Annotated in this window: 12 protein-coding genes and 1 pseudogene; 8 read left to right on the forward strand and 5 right to left on the reverse strand. The window is 69.4% G+C overall.

All coding sequences use genetic code 11. The features are described 5' to 3' along the window. Positions 1-1579: pseudogene (gene aceE, locus ACPEH1_RS13370) on the reverse strand (pyruvate dehydrogenase (acetyl-transferring), homodimeric type); the annotation flags it as partial. Positions 1580-2060: 481 nt separating this feature from the next. Between aceE and ACPEH1_RS13375 the strand changes: the two are divergent. From ACPEH1_RS13375 to ACPEH1_RS13385, 3 genes are all read left to right on the forward strand, one after another. Further along, the gene (locus ACPEH1_RS13375) at positions 2061-2564 is read left to right on the forward strand and encodes a helix-turn-helix transcriptional regulator (RefSeq protein WP_136003451.1); all 504 of its coding nucleotides are present in this window, start codon (positions 2061-2063) and stop codon (positions 2562-2564) included. Positions 2565-2657: 93 nt separating this feature from the next. Beyond that, positions 2658-3455: a siderophore-interacting protein gene (locus tag ACPEH1_RS13380; protein WP_166472540.1), complete on the forward strand. Its 798-nt coding sequence runs from the start codon at positions 2658-2660 to the stop codon at positions 3453-3455. Positions 3456-3512: 57 nt separating this feature from the next. Further along, positions 3513-3944 carry a hypothetical protein gene (locus ACPEH1_RS13385; RefSeq protein ID WP_136003447.1) on the forward strand — a complete coding sequence of 144 codons (432 nt, stop codon included), beginning with the start codon at positions 3513-3515 and terminating at the stop codon, positions 3942-3944. 1502 nt (positions 3945-5446) lie between these two features. On the opposite strand, the gene ACPEH1_RS13390 is transcribed toward ACPEH1_RS13385, so the two are convergent. The 3 genes from ACPEH1_RS13390 to ACPEH1_RS13400 all read right to left on the reverse strand — a co-directional run bounded on the left by ACPEH1_RS13390 (position 5447) and on the right by ACPEH1_RS13400 (position 7967). Beyond that, positions 5447-6232, reverse strand: coding sequence for a hypothetical protein (locus ACPEH1_RS13390; protein WP_423715916.1), 786 nt, complete (start codon positions 6230-6232; stop codon positions 5447-5449). Positions 6233-6584: 352 nt separating this feature from the next. Beyond that, positions 6585-7295 (reverse strand): YceI family protein, encoded by a 711-nt coding sequence (locus tag ACPEH1_RS13395; RefSeq protein WP_017356632.1) that lies wholly within the window; start codon positions 7293-7295, stop codon positions 6585-6587. An 81-nt stretch (positions 7296-7376) separates the two neighbouring features. Further along, entirely contained in the window at positions 7377-7967 is a 591-nt protein-coding gene (locus ACPEH1_RS13400) for a malonic semialdehyde reductase (protein ID WP_017356633.1), read from the reverse strand. A gap of 96 nt (positions 7968-8063) precedes the next feature. Here ACPEH1_RS13400 and ACPEH1_RS13405 point away from each other — a divergent pair, with 96 nt between their 5' ends. The 5 genes from ACPEH1_RS13405 to ACPEH1_RS13425 all read left to right on the forward strand — a co-directional run bounded on the left by ACPEH1_RS13405 (position 8064) and on the right by ACPEH1_RS13425 (position 11641). Beyond that, positions 8064-9032 (forward strand): mitochondrial fission ELM1 family protein, encoded by a 969-nt coding sequence (locus ACPEH1_RS13405; protein WP_136007091.1) that lies wholly within the window; start codon positions 8064-8066, stop codon positions 9030-9032. A 37-nt stretch (positions 9033-9069) separates the two neighbouring features. Then, on the forward strand, positions 9070-9933 hold the full coding sequence (locus ACPEH1_RS13410; protein WP_423715917.1) for a DUF2145 domain-containing protein: 864 nt from the start codon (positions 9070-9072) through the stop codon (positions 9931-9933). A 34-nt stretch (positions 9934-9967) separates the two neighbouring features. Beyond that, a complete protein-coding gene (locus tag ACPEH1_RS13415; RefSeq protein ID WP_287255001.1) occupies positions 9968-10474 on the forward strand; it encodes a hypothetical protein in 507 nt (168 codons plus the stop codon). Between the two features lie 5 nt (positions 10475-10479). Further along, positions 10480-11001 carry a hypothetical protein gene (locus tag ACPEH1_RS13420; protein ID WP_017356637.1) on the forward strand — a complete coding sequence of 174 codons (522 nt, stop codon included), beginning with the start codon at positions 10480-10482 and terminating at the stop codon, positions 10999-11001. A gap of 85 nt (positions 11002-11086) precedes the next feature. Next, positions 11087-11641: a queuosine precursor transporter gene (locus ACPEH1_RS13425; protein WP_017356638.1), complete on the forward strand. Its 555-nt coding sequence runs from the start codon at positions 11087-11089 to the stop codon at positions 11639-11641. A gap of 409 nt (positions 11642-12050) precedes the next feature. Here ACPEH1_RS13425 and glnE read toward each other — a convergent pair whose 3' ends face one another. After that, positions 12051-14879 carry a bifunctional [glutamate--ammonia ligase]-adenylyl-L-tyrosine phosphorylase/[glutamate--ammonia-ligase] adenylyltransferase gene (gene glnE, locus ACPEH1_RS13430; RefSeq protein ID WP_423715918.1) on the reverse strand — a complete coding sequence of 943 codons (2829 nt, stop codon included), beginning with the start codon at positions 14877-14879 and terminating at the stop codon, positions 12051-12053. Positions 14880-14983 lie beyond the last annotated feature (104 nt).

The raw sequence follows: 14983 nt of genomic DNA on the forward strand, positions 1-14983 counted from the left end.
CGGCCACGATCGGCACGATGTGCGGGCCCAGTTCCTTGTCGCGCAGGGTGATGTTCAGGCTCTGCACGAAGGCCATCGTGGTGGAGTAGCTGCGCTCGCCGCTGCTCTTGAGCAGGCGCTCGTAGGTTTCCAGCTTCGGTGCGTTGAAGCTCTTGGTGGCCTTGCGGCGACGCTGCGGCAGGTAGCCGCCCAGCGCGGCGCGACGCTCCTGCAGGTACTGCACTTCCGGCGAATCCGGGCCCGGGTGGTAGAACGGCACCTGGCCGTCGGCCAGCTGCGCGTCGGTGACCGGGATGTTGAAGCGGTCGCGGAAGTGCTTGACGGCTTCGTCGTCCAGCTTCTTGGTCTGGTGGGTGGGGTTGAGCGCCTCGCCGGCGCTGCCCATGCCGTAGCCCTTGACCGTCTTGGCCAGGATCACGGTCGGCATGCCCTTGGTGTTCACGGCCTGGTGGTAGGCGGCGTACACCTTGTGCGGGTCGTGGCCACCCCGGTTGAGGCGCCAGATGTCGTCGTCGGACAGGCCGGCCACCATCGCCGCGGTTTCCGGGTACTTGCCGAAGAAATGCTCGCGCGTGTACGCGCCGCCGAAGGCCTTGCAGTTCTGGTATTCGCCGTCGACGGTTTCCATCATCAGCTTGCGCAGGACTCCGTTGGTGTCCTTGGCCAGCAGGGCATCCCAGTAACCGCCCCACAGCAGCTTGATGACATTCCAGCCGCCGCCACGGAACACGCCTTCCAGTTCCTGGATGATCTTGCCGTTGCCGCGCACCGGGCCGTCGAGGCGCTGCAGGTTGCAGTTGACGACGAAGATCAGGTTGTCCAGGCCTTCACGGCCGGCCAGCGCAATGGCGCCGAGGGTTTCCGGCTCGTCGCTCTCGCCGTCGCCGATGAAGCACCACACCTTGCGGTCGGACTTCTCGATCAGGCCACGGTTTTCCAGGTAGCGCATGAACTGCGCCTGGTAGATGGCGGCCAGCGGGCCCAGGCCCATCGACACGGTGGGGGTCTGCCAGAAGTCCGGCATCAGCCACGGGTGCGGGTAGCTGGAGAGGCCACCGCCGTCCACTTCCATGCGGAACTTGTCGAGCTGCTGCTCGTCGATGCGGCCTTCCAGGAACGCGCGGGCGTAGATGCCCGGGGCGCTGTGGCCCTGGATGAAGAGCAGGTCGCCCGGGTGGTTGTCGCTCGGGGCGCGCCAGAAGTGGTTGAAGCCCACGTCGTACAGCGTGGCGCCGGAGGCGAAGCTGGCGATGTGGCCGCCCAGGTCGCCCGGCTTGCGGTTGGCGCGCACCACGGTGGCCATCGCGTTCCAGCGGATGATGGAACGAATGCGCCATTCCAGTTCGGCGTTGCCCGGGCTCTTGGCCTCCAGGGTCGGCGCGATGGTGTTCACGTATTCGGTGGTGGGAGAGAACGGCAGGTAGGCGCCCGAACGACGGGTCAGTTCCACCATGCCTTCCAACAGTTGATGCGCGCGCTCGGGGCCCTCGACATCAATAACGGCCTTCAGCGACTCGATCCATTCCTGGGTTTCCACAGGATTCGGGTCGTTGTTCAGCACCTCGTTCAACCAGTTCATTTGCGCTCCCATGACCGCACGCACGCGCGCGACTGTTTTAGATTTCTAGCCGCAAAGTGTAGCGCACGATAGGCTTTGCGCACTTCGCTACGCCTGCGTATGGAAGGGCGCGGGGCTGTCCTGGCGGACAGTGCGCGACAGCGCGCGGAGGGCGGCAAGCAGGTTCCACACGCACGCTGAGCATCGGCGAAGGCGATGACACGGCGGCGACGGGAGGACACCGCTGGACAGGCCGCACGTGGGGAATGGCTGTTTTTCAGGCATGCGGCGGGTGTGGGTGGGCCGGGCCCCTGGCCGGTGGGGCGTTGGCGGCCACCGTGGAACCTGGCGCGTAATGGGCTGCCCGCGTCCACTGTTCCATCAGGCACACGCACCGTCGCACGGCCGAATGAGCTGAACGCATCCCTGCCGCGCGTGCGCCACTGCTGGCTTGCCGAAGGTTTTCGATATATCGTTCCGTCACTTCATTCGATATATCGAAATGACCTCTGCCCGCGATCTCGACCGCCCTGCCCGCCCGCTGACCGCCCGGCCCCTCAGCCGTGGCGACCTGCGGCTGCTGGTGCTGTCACTGCTGGCGGAGCAGCCGCGCCACGGGTACGAGCTGATCCAGCTGATCAGTGACATGTTCGTGCGGGCCTATACGCCGAGCGCAGGCTCGATCTACCCGGTGCTGGCGCAGTTCGAGACGGCCGGCTGGGTGAACGCGGTGGAGGATGGCGGGCGCCGGCGGTATCGCCTGAGCGCGCTGGGCCAGACCCACCTGGCCGCGGAGCGCGAGGAGGTGGACGCGGCGTTGCAGCGCGTGCGCCACAGCGCGCGGGCGATCACCAAGGCCAACCTGCCGCCGGTGGTGCGCGAGGCGCTGCGCGAGCTCAAGCATGCGCTCGGCCTGTGCCACGGGCGCTGGCAGGACGACAGCGCCGCCGAGGTGGCGCAGGCCCTGCGCGAGGCCGCCGCGCGGGTGCGCGAGCAGGCGCGTTGATCCCCCTTCTTCTTTCACGACCCAGCCAGCCTCCGCCCGCCAGGTCCACCCTCCCCTTCGCCGCCGCGGCGGCACCGAAACAGGATTGCTCCGATGGCTTTGCATGAACACCGACTGCTCCGTCATACCGTGAAGTTCCGCCCGCTGCAGGTGCTGCGCACCGAGGAAATCAGCCCGTGCATGCGCCGGGTGATCGTGGGCGGCGAGGCGCTGGCCGGCTTCGATTCGCCCTCGCCGGATGACCACGTGAAGCTGTTCTTCCCCAATGCGGAAGGCCAGTTCGTGGTGCCGACGATGACGCCGGAAGGCCCGCGCTACCCCGAAGGCCAGGTGCCGTCGCCGGCCCGCGACTACACGCCGCGCTGGTGGGACCTGGAGGCCGGGGAACTGGCGCTGGACTTTGTGATGCACGGGCATGGGGTGGCGTCGAGCTGGGCCGCCAATGCGCAGCCGGGCGATGCGATTGCGGTGGGCGGGCCGCGGGGTTCGCATATGACCGCGCAGGATTTCGACACCTATGTGCTGATTGGCGATGAGACGGCGCTGCCGGCGATTGGTCGCTGGCTGGAGACGCTGCCGGCGACGGCGCAGGCCGATGTGTATATCGAGATTCCCGAATCGGCCGACCGCCAGGCACTGCCGGAGGACGACCGCATCCGGGTGTCGTGGCTGGAGCGCAATGGCTTCGATGCGGTCAGCAGTACGCTGCTGGAGGACGTGCTGACCGATTTCGAGACGCCCGACGGCGACACGTTCTACTGGATCGCGGCCGAATCGCGCCGGGCCCGGATGATGCGCAAGTACATCGAGGGCCATCTGGGGGTGCCGAAGGCGTGGATCCGCTCGACCGGTTACTGGAAGGCCCACGCCGACGAGCACGACGGCGACTGAGCCGCGACGGGCACCGGCCGCGGATGCGACAATCGCATTTTGGGCCGGTGCCTTTCCATGCAAGCAGTTTCTCCTTCGGCACTGGCCGACCTGATCGACCGTGCCGAGCGCGCCGACGCCCCGCTGGATGCCGCGCTGGTGGCGCTCGCACCGTCGGTGGGCGGCAATGTGGCGCCGCTGCGTGCGGCGCTGGTGCCGCTGGCGCAGTCGCAGTTGGCGCTGGTGAAGGCCAATGCCGATATCGCGCTGGTAGCCGATGAGCTGCGCCGCTACCAGAAGTACGCGCTTCCCGGAAAGCCGAGCCTGCAGATCGTGCAGTTGCGCAAGCAGCAGGCAACGGTGAAGCAGGCGGCGCTGATCGCGCGGCAGAATTACGCGCAGGCCACCCATGCATTCCTGCGCGACAGCGGGCTGACGGCCCCGGCACGGCGCACCCCGACCGATTTCACCACGCTGTGGCTGGGCAAGGTCGCTGCCGCGCTCGCGTAAAGCAGGGCCGCGCCGGGATGTCGGGCGCAGCGCGATGGTGGGCTATCGGTGCCGGAACGGACGGCAGCCGAGCAGAGCTCGGCTCTACGGGGCTGGCGGGCGCTGCGCGACGGTGTCGGTGCCGCACCTGTAGAGCCGGGCTCTGCCCGGCTGTCGCGCGCAGCGCGATGATGGGTTATCGGTGCCGGAACGGACGGCAGCCGAGCAGAGCTCGGCTCTACGGGGCTGGCGCGCGTAGCGCGATGATGGTGCCTGCCGCAGCTGTAGAGCCGGGCTCTGCCCGGCTGTCGCGCGTAGCGCGATGAAGGGTTATCGGTGCAGGAACGGACGGCAGCCGAGCAGAGCTCGGCTCTACGGAGCTGGCGCGCGTAGCGCGATGATGGTGCCTGCCGCACCTGTAGAGCCGGGCTCTGCCCGGCTGTCGCGCGCAGCGCGATGATGGGCTATCGGTGCCGGAACGGACGGCAGCCGAGCAGAGCTCGGCTCTACGGGGCTGGCGGGCGTAGCGCGATGGTGGGTTATCGGTGCCGGAACGGACGGCAGCCGAGCAGAGCTCGGCTCTACGGGGCTGTCGCGCGCAGCGCGATGAAGGGCTATCGGTGCCGGAACGGACGGCAGCCGAGCAGAGCTCGGCTCTACGGGGCTGGCGCGCGTAGCGCGATGAAGGGCTATCGGTGCCGGAACGGACGGCAGCCGAGCAGAGCTCGGCTCTACGGGGCTGTCGCGCGCTGCGCGGTGGAGGGCTATCGGTGCCGGAACGGACGGCAGCCGAGCAGAGCTCGGCTCTATGGGGCTGGCGCGCGCAGCGCGATGGTGGGCTATCGGTGCCAGAACGGACGGCAGCCGAGCAGAGCTCGGCTCTACGGAGCTGGCGGGCGTAGCGCGACGGTGTCGGTGCCGCACCTGTAGAGCCGGGCTCTGCCCGGCTGTCGCGCGTAGCGCGATGGTGGGCTATCGGTGTCGGAACGGACGGCAGCCGAGCAGAGCTCGGCTCTACGGGGCTGTCGCGCGTAGCGCGATGGTGGGCTATCGGTGTCGGAACGGACGGCAGCCGAGCAGTGCTCGGCTCTACGGGGCTGTCGCGCGCAGCGCGATGGTGGGTTATCGGTGCCGGAACGGACGGCAGCCGAGCAGAGCTCGGCTCTACGGAGCTGTCGCGCGCAGCGCGATGATGGTGCCTGCCGCAGCTGTAGAGCCGGGCTCTGCCCGCCTGGCGCGCGCAGCGCGATGATGGGCTATCGGTGCCGGAACGGACGGCAGCCGAGCAGAGCTCGGCTCTACGGAGCTGGCGGGCGTAGCGCGGTGGTGGGTTATCGGTGCCGGAACGGACGGCAGCCGAGCAGAGCTCGGCTCTACGGGGCTGGCGCGCGTAGCGCGATGATGGGTTATCGGTGCCGGAATGGACGGCAGCCGAGCAGAGCTCGGCTCTACGGGGCTGGCGCACGCTGCGCGGTGGAGGGCTATCGGTGCCGGAACGGACGGCAGCCGAGCAGTGCTCGGCGCTACGGGGCTGGTGGGGTGCGGCGCCAGTTGAAGCGGTGGGCCAGCCATATTTCGAGCAGCACCAGCGCCATGACGATGAGCAGCGGGAGCAGCAGGCCCAGGTACAGGCCGGGCATCATGGAGCTGAGCTGTGCTTTGAGCAGGCGGATCACGCCTTGGGTGTGCAGCAGTTCGTTCATGCGCATGCCGAGGGCTTCGCGGAAGACGGCCTTGTCCACGCCGGTACGGCCGGCCTGCTTGGCCAGGCTGTCTTCGACCCATTCGGACATCAGTGCGCCGCGCAGGCGCTGCAGGCCGCCGCGCGTCCAGCGCATCACCCAGCCTTCGCCCTGCAGGTACTCGGCACCCGGCAACGGGTGGTCGGTGAGGTAGGCGTCCACGGCATCGCGGGCAACCTCATGCACGGTGGCATCGCTGCGCATGAGGGCGGCCAAGGACTGGTCGTCGAGCGAGCGCTCGAACTCCTGCTGCCACTCGCCGACCAGCGTCTGCAGGTGGGGCTGGAAGTGGTCGATCTGTTTGTAGAGGGCGCGCTGCGCGCCTGCGGCGAAGCCGAGCTGCAGGCCGGTGAAGGCGAAGAACAGGGGCAGTACGACGACGTAACTGGCGATCAACCAGTGATGCCAACGGCGCTGGCGTGCGAGCCAGCGGCGGCGGCGCAGGGCGAACCAGGTGGCGATGCCGAGCAGCAGGCCGATCAGTGTGCCGATGACCGCGCCGCCGATCAGGTCGAGCAGGCTGAGGCCGGTCCAGAATTCCATCATCCAGTACTGTGCGTCTTGCACGTAGGCGTCCTTGATTGCGAAATGCAGCGCTCATTGTAGAGCCGGGCTCTGCCCGGCTGTCGTGCATGGCGCGATGCGAGGTACCGGTTTTGATACGGACAGCAGCCGGGCAAAGCGCGGCTCCAGGCGGCTGTCGCGGGTAGCGCGATGGGGTGCGGAAGGGAGAGCAGCCGGGCAGAGCGCGGCGCTACGGGGCTGTCGCGGGTGGCGCATGGGGTGCGGAACGGAGGGCAGCCAGGCAGAGCCCGGCGCTACGAGGCGGTCGCGGTAGCGCGATGCAATTCGGTGTCGTTTTCAGCAAAAAGCCCGCCGTGCGGCGGGCTTTCTGCATCTCACGACGCGTGGGGAGGGATCACGCGGCCGGCTTTTCGCCGGTGGCTTCGGTGGTGATGCGGATGGTCACTTCATCGCTGACGTTCGGGGCGTATGCGCCCACGCCGAAATCGCTGCGCTTGATGGTGGTGGTGGCATCGAAGCCGGCCGCCGGCACCTTGGCCATCGGGTGTTCGCCGCCGCCGTTGATGGTGACGTCCAGGGTCACCGGCTTGGTGATGTCCTTGATGGTCAGGTCGCCCGTGACGGTCAGCTTGTTGGTGCCGGCAGCTTCCACCTTGGTGCTCTTGAAGGTGGCGGCCGGGAACTTGGCGGCGTCGAAGAAGTCGGCGCTCTTCAGGTGCTCGTCGAACTTGGCGGTGAAGCTGTTGAGGCCGGTCAGCGGCAGCTTCACTTCCACGGTCGACTTGGTGACGTCGGCGGCGTCATACACCAGGGTGCCTTCAGCAGCGCCGAAGTGGGCGCTCGGGTGCGAGAAGCCGAAGTGGCTCCACTGGGCCAGCACGTCGGTGTGGGTCGGGTCGAGCTTGTAGGTGCCCGAGGCGATCTGGATCGCTTCGGCAGCCGGTGCGGCAGCAGCGGCATCGGCAGCCGGGGTGGTGGTTTCGGCAGCAGCAGCGGCCGGCGCCGCGTCGGCGGCCGGGGCGGCGGCGTCGTCGGCCGGCTTGGAGCAGGCGGCGATGGCCAGGGTCAGGGCCAGCGGCAGGAGCAGTTTGCGGGTCACGGTCATGTCAGGTCTCTCTCGGATGCGAAGGGAAGGAAGCATTGCAACCACCCGTCCGCGCGGACGGGCAGGATCCAGCGGAAACGCTTACTCGATGCGGGCCGCTTCGTCGAAGGACAGGCGCGGCAGGCGCGGGAACAGGCCCGACGGGTCACCGTACCCCAGATTGACGAGGAAGTTCGACTTGATGGACGTGCCCTTGAAGAAGGCTTCGTCGACCTTGGCCGGGTCGAAACCGGACATCGGGCCGGCATCCAGACCCAGCGCGCGGGCGGCCAGGATCAGGTAGGCGCCCTGCAGGCTGCCGTTGCGGAACGCGGACTCGGTGCGGCCTTCGCGCGGGCCGTCGAACCAGGCCTTGGCGTCGGTGTGCGGGAACAGGTACGGCAGCTTCTCGTGGAAGTCTTCGTCAAAGGCGATGATGACGGTGACCGGCGCGGCCAGGGTCTTGTCATGGTTGCCTTCGGACAGCGCGGGGGCGAGCTTGGCCTTGGCCTCGGGCGACTTCACGAACACAAAGCGCGCCGGGCTCGAGTTGGCGGCCGTGGGGCCCCACTTCAGCAGCTCGTACAGGGCCTGCAGCTGGCTGTCTTCGACGGGCGTGTCGAGGAAGGCATTCTGGGTGCGGGCGGTACGGAACAACTGGTCGAGCGCAGCATCGTTGAGTACGTGGGACATGAAGCCTCCAGAAAAGGGAATCGGGGCGGATCGGCGAAGGCTGGCAGTGTAGAGTGTCGTGACAGTTGCAACACCCAGCCTGACTGAAACGAATTAATGCCATACGTGAAACGATGGAGTCCTCCCTGGACGATCACTGACGGCCGTGCCGGCAATGTGCGGCAGGCGGTGGCCCTGGCCTCGGCCTTGAAGCTGGGGGCGCATCGTCCGCTGGTACTCAGCCCGCGCGCACCGTGGCGCTGGCTGGCGCCGCGCTGGCTGCCCGGCATGGCACAGGGCTACGGCGAGGCCTTCACGGCGCTGGCCGCCGCGCCGCCGGCACTGGCGATCGGCTGTGGCCGGCAGGCAGCCGGCGCGCTGCGGGAACTGCGGCGGCACGGCAGCAAAGTGGTGCAGATCCTCGATCCGCGTATCGGCGCGCGCCACTGGGATCTGGTGGTGGTGCCCGAGCACGACACCCTGCGCGGCGGCAACGTGCTGACCCTGCTGGGCAGCCTCAATCCGGTCAACGACGACTGGCTGGCCTGTGGCCGTGCCGCGTTCGCCTCTTTCAGTGAACTGCCCGGCCCCCGCACGGCGCTGCTGGTGGGTGGCCCTACCCCGCATGCGCCCTGGCATGAGCCAGACATGGTGCAGGTATTCCAGCAGGTGGCGGCGCAGGTTCGTGCCGACGGCGGCAGCCTGCTGGCAACCACGTCACGACGCACACCGGCCGCGTTGGTGGGTGCGCTGCGCAGTGCCTTCGCCGATCTGCCGCATGTGATCTGGGGCGACGGCGGCGATGGCGTCAATCCGTATGCCGGGCTGCTGGGCTGGGCCAACCGGGTGGTGGTGTCGCCCGATTCGGTGAACCTGTTGTCCGAAGCGTGCGCCACGCGCATGCCGGTAAGCGTGGCCTTGGCCACGCAGGCCCAGGGCCGCATGGCGCGCTTCCAGCGGGCCTTGCACGAGCGCGGGCGGTTGCAGACGCGCTGGCTGGACTGGCACACCGATGGCCGCATTGAACCGCTGCGCGAGACGGCGCGGATTGCCGCTCAGGTGCGGGAACGGTTGCTGCCGGTATGATGCCGCGGCGGCACGGTGCCGCTGGAGAACACGCCACATGGATGACGCCCGCCCCGCGATGACCGCGCGCCTGCACCGTGCACTGCTGTGCGCGATGCTGATGGGTGCCGCCGCCATCGCGCAGGCCGAACCAGCGTGCGTGGAACGCTATCCCACCCCGGCCGCGCTGGCGTCGATGTTCGATGTGGCGCTGACGACCACCGAACAGCTCGATGCGCTTGACGGCGTGGACGTCGTGCTTGTCGCGCGCGGCGGGCAGGATCTGAGCCGGTACGGGCTGCGCCACAGCCACGTGGCCTTCCTGGTACGCGAAGACGACGGCCAGTGGCGTGCGGTGCACCTGCTCAATCCGTGCAAGACCGCCCAATCGCATCTGTTCCGCGAGGGGGTGGCCACCTTCATCGGTGAAACCTCCAGCCATACCGACCTGCGTATCGGCGTGCCGACGCCGGCGTTGCGCGATGCGCTCAAGGCGATGCTGACCCAGCCGGCGATCCAGGCACGTGCCCTGCACGAAGCGCGCTACAGCGTGGTGGCCTACCCGTTCCGTACCGAGTACCAGAACTCCAACCAGTGGGTGCTGGAAGTGCTGGGCGCGGCGATGGCGCAGGTGGACGAAGGCACCCTGATCGTCAACCGCACCCAGGCGCAGGCATGGTTGCAGCGGCACAGGTATACGCCCAGCACATTGCACATCGGCGTGGCCAAGCGTCTGGGTGCGCGCTTTTTCGTGCCCAACGCGGTGGTCACCGACCACCCCGCCAGCGAGCGCATCTCCGGCAACTATTCAGTGGTGACGGTGGAGTCGATCTTCGATTTTCTGCAGCAGCGCAGCAGCCTGCAGCAGGAACTGTCGGTGGCGCATGTTCCCGTTGCCGGCATCACGGCACCCAGGCCGTAACCCCCTTCGTTTCATCGTGCCAAGGAGTTCTGTCATGCATCTGTTGAGCAAATCCGCCCTCGCCCTCGCCGTGCTCGGGATGCACGTGTCGGCAGTGCTGCCGGCGCAGGCCGGCAACCTGACGGGCAATCAGCAGTCGGCGGTGAGCGCGGTGGTGAGTGTGTATGCGATTTCGTTCATCGCGGTGTCGCCGGTGCTGCTGGTGGCTGGCGGCTCGAAGGCCGTGGGCGAGAGCACGCGCCGCGAGAAGCCGGCCAAGGCCGCCGCATTGCCGCCAATGGCGGTGCAGGCTGTGGAGCGTCAGCCCGATGGTGGTTATCACGTGGCGCTGCAGCGCCCCGAAGCGCCCGAGCAGAAGGCGCTGGTGAATTGGCCGGCGCGCCCGGACAACCCGGCCGCACAATTGAAGGTGGGCGATGTCCTCACCTTTGCGCCAACCGATGCCGGGGCGGGATGGATGGTGCAGGCCGACGACGGTGCTGCCCTCGCCTTCCTGCCGACGCCGGAGGCCGCGGCAACGCAGGCCAGTGAGCGCTGGTGAGCCGCATGCAGCGGATCACCCGCTTGGCCGTTGTGCCGTTGCTCGTGCCGGGGCTGATTGCCGGCGCGCCGATGGCCTCCGCGCAGAACTTCGCCCATGCCTCGCCCGTCACCAGCAGTGTGTTGACTACCTCGGTAGTAAGCCTGGCGGTGATTACCGCGCCGGTGTGGCTGAGCGCGCTGGGGGTGAGCGAGATGCATGACGCCGCTGCACGCCACCACCGCGCCGGACGCGAGGCGAGGCGTGCCGGCCCGTTGCCGCCGCTGACCGTGGAGCGGGTGCAGCAGCAGGCCGACGGCAGCTACGAGGTGGCGCTGCAGAATCCGCAGGCGCCTCAGGACCTGGCCGTGGTGGCCTGGCCGGCGCGCGCCGATAACCCGGCCGCCGGTGTGAAGGTGGGCGACGTGCTGGAGTTCAGGCCGACGCCGCTTGGTGCGGGCTGGACGGTGGCCGCGGCCGACGGCACGGCGCTGGCGTTCCTGCCGACCAGCGATGCGGCCGCCCAGCGCATGAGCGAGCGCTTCTAGCTGAACCGACGGCACCGGCGCGGGGTGGCCCCGCGCTGCGTCAGGCGGGATAATCCGCCGCTTCCCCGCCTGCCCCCGGTGCGCCATGCCTGTGCGTTCTGCCATTGCCTTTGCCCCGTTGACCGTGCGCTCGCTGCTGCTGGCGGTGCTGGCAATGGGCACGGTGGTGCTGGGGTCGAACGTGCTGGTGCAGTACCCGATCAACGATTGGCTGACCTGGGGGGCCTTCAGTTATCCGGTGGCGTTCCTGGTCAGCAATCTGATCAACCGCCGGTTCGGCCCGCAGGCCGCGCGCAAGGTGGCCTGGGCGGGTTTCGCGCTGGCGGTACTGCTGTCGATCTGGATCGCGACGCCGCGCATTGCGGTGGCGTCGTGCCTGGCCTTCATCGCCGCGCAGCTGCTGGACATCACCGTCTTCGACCGTCTGCGTCGCGGCCACTGGTGGCGTGCACCGATGGTGGCCACCACCTGCAGTGCGACGTTGGACACGACGATTTTCTGGAGCATCGCGTTTGCGGGGTCCGGCCTGCCGTGGGTGAGCTGGGCGGCGGGCGATCTGGCGGTGAAGCTGGCGATCGGTGTGTTCCTGCTGGCGCCGTTCCGCGCGCTGCTGTGGCGCATGGCGCCGCGTACGGCGTAGCGCCGGGTTCTACCCGGCTGCCTTTGTATTGCGCCGGGATCTGCCGGGCTGGGGGGTGGCCGCGAAAAGCAGCCGGGTAGAACCCGGCTCTACGAGGGCGCGTGTTGCCCGCCCGTCCCGTGCGCGTCCGTGTTGCGCATCCGTGTTGTCCGCCCGTTCCGTGCGCGTCCGTGTTGCGCATCCGTGTTGTCCGCCCGTCCCGTGCGCGTCCGTGTTGCGCATCCGTGTTGTCCGCCCGTCCCGTGCGCGTCCGCGTTGCGCATCCGTGTTGTCCGCCCGTTCCGTGCGCGTCCGCGTTGCGCATCCGTGTTGTCCGCCCGTCCCGTGCACATCGATGTTGCGCATCCGGTTTGCCCGCCCGTCCCGTCCGCGCATTGGGCCCCCCCGTCCGTCCGCGCGCCCGCCGGCGTCAGCCGGCGGCGTTTACCGCTGCCTGGAAGGGAAGCCCGGCTGCATCGCAGGCGGCGCTGATGATGATCCGTGCGTCTTCCAGCGCCGGGGTGGGCGCGGCCAGCCGTGGGCGGCGATCCAGGGTGCAGGCCAGGCCGACATCCAGCAGGGCGGCGTGGGCGGCGTGCAGGCCCTGACGGGTGCCGCCCGGCAGCCAGGCGATGTCGGCCAGGGCGTCGATGAGGCGGGGGGTGTCGCGCGGCTGCAGCACCTGCGGGTGGCTGGCGGCGCTGTCGAGCACGCCGGTCTGCAGCAGGAACTCCAGATCGACGATGCCGCCGGCGCCCTGCTTCAGGTCCAGCCGCGCGGCGTCGCTGCGGTCCAGTTCGGTGCGCATGCGGCCGCGCATTTTCACCACATCGGCATACAACACGTCGCGGTCGCGCGCGCGGCCCAGCGTCTGCGCACGCACGGTGTCGAAATCGGCCAGCAGGCCCGCATCGCCGGCGATGCCGCGCGCGCGTACCAGGGCCTGGTGTTCCCACGTCCATGCGCGCTCGCGCTGGTACTCGGTGTAGCTGGCCAGCGACGACACCAGCGTGCCCTTGCCACCATCCGGGCGCAGGCGCACGTCGATGTCGTACAGGCGGCCGGCGGCGGTGACGGCGCCGAGCAGCGCCATCACCTTCTGCGCCAGCCGCGCGTACCAGCGACCGGGATCGAGCGGGCGCGCGCCATCGCTGGCGTCCACGCCGGCCGGATGGTCGTGCAGGAACACCAGGTCCAGGTCCGAGCCGAAGCCCAGCTCCAGTCCGCCGAGGCTGCCGTAGCCGATGATCGCAAAGCGGCCGCCGGGAATGGCGCCGTGGACGTGGCGCAGGTCGGCCTCGGCCATCGCCAGCACGGTCACCACCACCGCCTGGGCCAGTTCGGCCAACTGGCGGGTGGTGTCGACCGCACGCTGGCGGCCGTCGAGGGTGGCCATCGCCATGCGGAAGCTGAGCGCCAGGCGGGTTTCATTGAGCAGGCGCAGGGCGGCTTCGGGATCGTCCACGGCCAGCGCGGCGTCGCACTCGGCCTGCATTGCCGCAGCATCGGGCATCGGCCCGGACACGCGCACGTCGAGCAGTTCGTCGAGCAGCAACGGATAGGCCGCCAGCCGCTCGGACAGCAGCGCGCTGCGCGCGAGCACGTCCACCAGCCGCGCCAGGGCGCTGGGCTGCTCGTCGAGCAGTGCCAGGTAGCTGGTGCGGCGCAGGATGGCCTGGAGCAGACCGAGTACGCGCTTGAGCGCGGCATCGGGGTGCGGCGAGCCGGTGGCGGCATGCAGCAGCGCGGGCAGTACGCGGTCCAGGCGCGCACGCGCCCCATCGGACAGCGAACGCACGCCCAGGGACTGGGCAAAGTCGCGCAGCGATTGGTCGGCCCCCCCGGCATCGTGGAAGCCGGCGCTGGCCAGCACCTCGGCGCTGCCGGCGTCGGGCAGGCCACGCCAGTAATTGGCGAGCGCATCGGGCGCGGCCTGCCCGGCACGCGGGGCCAGCAGCGCGCCGAACTCGGTGGCCACGCGCTGGCGCTGCACCTCCAGCGCGGCAACCAGGGCATCCCAGTCCGCATGACCCAGGCCGACGGCGATGCGCAGGCGGTCGGTGGGATCGGCCGGGAGCGCGTGGGTCTGGGCATCGCGCAGCATCTGCAGACGGTTTTCCAGGCGGCGCAGGAAGGCGTACGCCTGCAGCAGGTCGGCGCCGTCCTGGGCGGCCATCTGGCCGCAGGCGACCAGCGCCGGCAGTGCGTGCAGCAGGCGGCGCTCGCGCAGCGAGGCGTCGCGGCCACCGCGGATCAACTGCAGCGCCTGCGCCAGGAATTCGATCTCGCGGATGCCACCGGGGCCACGCTTGATGTCATCGAACATCTCGCGGCGCGCCACTTCGGCGGTGATCGCCGCCTTCATCTCGCGCAGGCCGTCGAGCGCGGTGAAGTCGAGGTAACGGCGGTAGACGAACGGTCGCAGGGTCTGCAGCCAGGCTTCGCCGGCGGCGATGTCGCCGGCCACCGCGCGCGCCTTCAGCCAGGCGTAGCGCTCCCAGTCACGGCCTTCGCGCTGGAAGTACTGGTCCATGCCGGCGAACGACAGGGCCACCCGGCCGGCGCTGCCGAACGGGCGCAGGCGCAGATCCACGCGGTGGCTGAAGCCGTCCACGGTGGTGTCGTCGAGCAGTTTGGCCAGCCGTTGGCCGAGCCGGGCGAAATACTCTTCGGCGGCCAGCGGACGGGCGCCGTCGGACTCGCCGCCCTGGGGGTAGGCGTAGACCAGGTCGACATCGGAACTGAAATTGAGTTCGCCCCCACCGAGCTTGCCCAGCCCGAACACGACCAGTTGCTGGGCGCTGCCGTCGGCGGCGCGCACCACGCCGTGGCGGCCGGCAAACTCCTGCTCCAGCGCGGCCAGGCCGAGGCCCAGGCAGTCTTCGGCCAGGGTGGTGGCGCCGGCCAGGGTGGCGGGCACGTCGTCGAGGCCGGCCAGGTCACGCCAGATCAGCCGGGTGGAGGCGGCGGTACGGTAGCGGCGCAGGCGCTGCGGCCAGTCGCTGGGATGCTGGGGGTCGAGCGCGGGAAGCGGCAACGGCGGGCAACCGGGCTGGGCCAGGTGCGACAGCAGCGCCGGCTGCCGGCACAGGGTGTCGATGGCGAAGTCGCTGGTGATGACCAGCAGGCGGACCTGGTCGAGCACGTCGGCCGAAGGAGGCCAGTGGCCGCCGTCGGTGAGCGAGAGCGCCAGGCGCGCGAGGGCGCGGTCGACGAGGGGAACGAGGGTGGCGGGGACGGCGTCGGCGGGCATCGGCATGCGGGGATTATGCCGGGCGCGTGCACACGCAGCGCAGCGGCGGGACCGTCGATCCCGAACGGCGGGCATAAAAAAGCCCGCTTGCAGCGAACTGCCAGCGGGCT

The organism is Stenotrophomonas sp. NPDC077421, from assembly GCF_049545505.1.
Classification (GTDB): Bacteria; Pseudomonadota; Gammaproteobacteria; order Xanthomonadales; family Xanthomonadaceae; genus Stenotrophomonas; species Stenotrophomonas nematodicola.

What these genes read in the sequence shown, in the direction of transcription:
- ACPEH1_RS13400 (WP_017356633.1), bottom strand. Translation starts at nt 7,967, where the DNA reads ATGTCCCACGTACTCAACGATGCTGCGCTCGACCAGTTGTTCCGTACC.
- ACPEH1_RS13405 (WP_136007091.1), top strand. Translation starts at nt 8,064, where the DNA reads ATGCCATACGTGAAACGATGGAGTCCTCCCTGGACGATCACTGACGGC.
- ACPEH1_RS13385 (WP_136003447.1), top strand. Translation starts at nt 3,513, where the DNA reads ATGCAAGCAGTTTCTCCTTCGGCACTGGCCGACCTGATCGACCGTGCC.
- ACPEH1_RS13375 (WP_136003451.1), top strand. Translation starts at nt 2,061, where the DNA reads ATGACCTCTGCCCGCGATCTCGACCGCCCTGCCCGCCCGCTGACCGCC.
- ACPEH1_RS13395 (WP_017356632.1), bottom strand. Translation starts at nt 7,295, where the DNA reads ATGACCGTGACCCGCAAACTGCTCCTGCCGCTGGCCCTGACCCTGGCC.
- glnE (WP_423715918.1), bottom strand. Translation starts at nt 14,879, where the DNA reads ATGCCGATGCCCGCCGACGCCGTCCCCGCCACCCTCGTTCCCCTCGTC.
- ACPEH1_RS13425 (WP_017356638.1), top strand. Translation starts at nt 11,087, where the DNA reads ATGCCTGTGCGTTCTGCCATTGCCTTTGCCCCGTTGACCGTGCGCTCG.
- ACPEH1_RS13380 (WP_166472540.1), top strand. Translation starts at nt 2,658, where the DNA reads ATGGCTTTGCATGAACACCGACTGCTCCGTCATACCGTGAAGTTCCGC.
- ACPEH1_RS13410 (WP_423715917.1), top strand. Translation starts at nt 9,070, where the DNA reads ATGGATGACGCCCGCCCCGCGATGACCGCGCGCCTGCACCGTGCACTG.
- ACPEH1_RS13420 (WP_017356637.1), top strand. Translation starts at nt 10,480, where the DNA reads ATGCAGCGGATCACCCGCTTGGCCGTTGTGCCGTTGCTCGTGCCGGGG.
- ACPEH1_RS13415 (WP_287255001.1), top strand. Translation starts at nt 9,968, where the DNA reads ATGCATCTGTTGAGCAAATCCGCCCTCGCCCTCGCCGTGCTCGGGATG.